The organism is Pseudomonadota bacterium (assembly GCA_018823135.1).
Lineage (GTDB): Bacteria > Desulfobacterota > Desulfobulbia > Desulfobulbales > CALZHT01 > JAHJJF01.
In genome coordinates this window covers 1-3,402 of the sequence record JAHJJF010000110.1, presented here as the reverse complement: position 1 = coordinate 3,402, position 3,402 = coordinate 1, and the positions used below count along the sequence as shown (strand labels likewise).

Below are 3,402 nucleotides of genomic sequence, written 5' to 3'. Positions count from 1 at the left end.
CGGGCTGTTGCACTGGGCAACTCCGGCGACTCCGGTGCGTTGTCGGAGCTTATTGAGTTGACCCGCTCGCCCGCAGCCAATGTCCGGCGGCTGGCGGCATCGGCCATCGGCAAATTGGCAGGGTTGGCCGATGCCGAAAAGGCGGTGGCGGCGTTACAGCCAATGTTGCAGGACAGTTTTCCTCAGGTTCGGCAGTATGCGGCAAAGGCCCTGAGTGCATACGGAATAGCGGCAAAATGCGCTCTCGCCGATTTGCGGGACATGGCCATCAGCCCGGTTGAAAAGGAGTACAACAATAATTGCGCCAAATGTGCCATAGAGATTATCGAGGAGGCAAGTCGAATCGAAGAGAAGCAAGCCGTGCATTGTTGCCAGCGATGCGGCGTAAAGCTTGCACCGGATGAATATGTCCGCAGCCATAAGGCTTTTCAGCGGCCATTCTGCAACTACTGTTTCGACGAGGTCTTTCTGGAGCGGCGCAACTTTGAAACCAAGGTGGAGTTGCAGAAGAATATCCGCGCCAAAGACGGAACCTGGGTGCAGTCGGACGGCGAACGACTGATCTGCGAAGCCCTTGACGCGGAGCAGATCCGGTATCGGTATGATGAACGCTTTCGTATTCTCGACGGTTATGCCATCCGGCCCGATTTCTACCTGCCGGAATTCGATGTGTATATCGAGTATTGGGGCATGGAAACTGCTGATTACAAGATCGGTATGCTCAAGAAGCAGAAACTCTACCAGCAGCAAGGCAAAAAACTTATCTCGTTCTATTCGACGGACAAACCTCGAATACGAGAGCAGTTGTTGAGCAAGCTGGAAAAATATCAATGACTGACTTTGCATGCGCGCCGCGACGGCAGCATCACGAAACAACAGAGAAGTAAGAGAAAAAACCATGTATTCAGAAGACGATCTGCTCCCTTTATCCGCTTTGCAGCATTATCTGTTCTGCAAGCGTCAGTGTGCGCTGATTCATGTCGAGCAGCAATGGGTGGAGAATCTCTTTACTGCGGAAGGGCGCATCATGCATGAACGGGTGGACCAATCCGGTGGGGAAACAAGGGGCGGTCTTCGCATTGACCACGGGCTGCCTCTCCGGTCTCTGCGTCTTGGATTGATCGGCAAGGCCGACGTGGTTGAGTTTCACCGGCAGGAAGACGGGAACTGGATTCCCTTTCCTGTTGAATACAAACGCGGCAAGACTAAAAAAGAAAATTGGGACAAGGTACAGCTCTGCGCCCAGGCTATCTGCCTTGAAGAAATGCTTGGTGCCAGCGTCCCGGAGGGGGCGTTATTCTATGGCAGAAACAGACGAAGGCTGCTTGTTGGTTTTGATGAACTTTTGCGCGCTGAAACCGAATCAACCGCGATGAGCCTGCACAAACTGGTTGCCTCAGGGAAGACTCCCAGACCAGTTTATACAAAATTGTGTGATTCCTGCTCTTTTGTAGATGTCTGCCGCCCCAAGACCCTGGAAAAAAGAAAACGCATCGACGAATACCTCTTCAGGTTATAGGAGTTGTCATGAAAAAACACCTCAATACACTCTTTGTCACCACCCAGGGCGCTTACCTTGCCAAAGAAGGCGAGACCGTGACTGTAAAGGTCGATGGCACGGTTAAACTCCAGATTCCGGTCCATACTTTGGATGGTATCGTCTGTTTCGGGCAGGTTTCCTGCAGCCCCTATTTGATGGGCTTCTGTGCGGAAAAGGACGTGACCATAAGCTTTCTTACGGAATACGGCCGTTTTCTGGCAAGGGTGCAAGGGCCGGTCTCGGGCAATGTCCTTCTGCGTCGCGAACAGTATCGGAGGGCAGATGACAGGGAAAGCTCTGCCGCTGTGGCAAGATCTGTCCTGGCCGGAAAGATATCAAACTCCAGGACTCTGTTGCAGCGTGCGCTTCGCGATCATGGTGAAAAAATTGAAACAAATGATCTCCAGTCAGTGGTGGATCGCCTGAACGCTATCCTCATGCATGTGCAGAATGAAAGGGAGCTGGATCGTCTCCGGGGCTATGAAGGCGAGGCGGCCAATCTGTATTTCAGTGTATTCGATCACCTGATTACGGCACAGAAGGACTCATTTTATTTCCGTCAGAGAAATCGGCGCCCACCTCTTGACCGGGTCAACTGCCTTCTGTCGTTTATCTATACCCTTGTCATGCATGATATCCGCTCGGCCCTTGAGTGCACCGGGCTTGATCCGGCGGTGGGATTCCTTCACCGTGATCGGCCCGGGAGGCCGGGACTGGCCCTTGATCTCATGGAAGAGTTCAGACCGTATATTGCGGACAGGATGACCTTGACACTGATCAATCTCATGCAGGTCAAGGATAAGGGCTTTGAGATAAAAAGTTCAGGAGCGGTGTTGATGGATGATGAAACAAGAAAAAAAGTCCTGGTGGCATATCAGAAAAGAAAACAGGATGAGATCACCCATCCATTTCTGAAGGAAAAGATGCCGCTTGGCCTGTTGTTTTATACCCAGGCCCTGATGTTTGCCCGATACCTGCGAGGGGATCTGGAGGGATACCCCGCTTTCATCTGGAGGTGAATCATGATGGTCCTGATCAGCTATGATGTATCCACGTTGGACAAGGCCGGCCGCCGCAGACTGAGGACTGTTGCGAAAATTTGCAAGAATTATGGCCAGAGGGTTCAATTTTCCGTTTTTGAATGCATTGTCCCACCGGACAAATGGACGGTAATGAAGCAGAAATTGATTGATACCGTTGACCCGGAAGAAGACAGTCTGAGGTTTTATTTTCTCGGCGCCAACTGGCGGAAAAGGGTGGAACATGTCGGCACAAAAGAAGGTATTGACCAGGAAGGACCTTTGATCGTCTGAAATGATCGCGAACCTGAAGCGACCGGGGTTTCCCTGGATGGTTCGCGAAGTAATTAACAATATGTTATTATTTGTTTATGTTGAAAAAATGACTGAGAACAAATTTATAAACAATATAAATCGGCCTGGATCGCGCCAGAGTGGCGACAAAACGGGTCGTGATAAGGCATTGAGAAGTAACAGTCGCCCCCCGCGTGGGGGCGTGGATTGAAACCAGTGATATGCGTCAAGGACGTTCTGCTCGTAGGTCGCCCCCCGCGTGGGGGCGTGGATTGAAACCGCTACTCTCAGAATTAAAATCGAATCCAATCCCGTCGCCCCCCGCGTGGGGGCGTGGATTGAAACACCACATCGGACGTAGAGAACAGGCCAGAGACAAGTCGCCCCCCGCGTGGGGGCGTGGATTGAAACGTTTTATCATGGGGTAGCCTCAGCCCAATTTGCAGTCGCCCCCCGCGTGGGGGCGTGGATTGAAACACTGATCATTGGTCGGTTATCAGTAACCAGTCCGAGTCGCCCCCCGCGTGGGGGCGTGGATTGAAACACACT

4 protein-coding genes and 1 CRISPR repeat array are annotated in these 3,402 nt (G+C 52.0%); all 4 genes read left to right on the top strand.

Annotated elements, in window-relative coordinates:
• Window positions 1-834 (top strand): HEAT repeat domain-containing protein (locus tag KKE17_12170; protein ID MBU1710753.1); only part of this gene is annotated, 834 nt, incomplete at its 5' end.
• A 64-nt stretch (window positions 835-898) separates the two neighbouring features.
• Complete coding sequence (cas4, locus tag KKE17_12165; GenBank protein MBU1710752.1) at window positions 899-1,519, top strand: CRISPR-associated protein Cas4; 621 nt, start codon at window positions 899-901, stop codon at window positions 1,517-1,519.
• Between the two features lie 8 nt (window positions 1,520-1,527).
• A complete protein-coding gene (gene cas1c, locus KKE17_12160) occupies window positions 1,528-2,559 on the top strand; it encodes a type I-C CRISPR-associated endonuclease Cas1c (GenBank protein ID MBU1710751.1) in 1,032 nt (343 codons plus the stop codon).
• Window positions 2,560-2,562: 3 nt separating this feature from the next.
• The gene (gene cas2 / locus KKE17_12155; protein ID MBU1710750.1) at window positions 2,563-2,853 is read left to right on the top strand and encodes a CRISPR-associated endonuclease Cas2; all 291 of its coding nucleotides are present in this window, start codon (window positions 2,563-2,565) and stop codon (window positions 2,851-2,853) included.
• 182 nt (window positions 2,854-3,035) lie between these two features.
• A CRISPR array of direct repeats spans window positions 3,036-3,397; the repeat unit is 32 nt; unit sequence GTCGCCCCCCGCGTGGGGGCGTGGATTGAAAC.
• Between the last annotated feature and the right edge of the window lie 5 nt (window positions 3,398-3,402).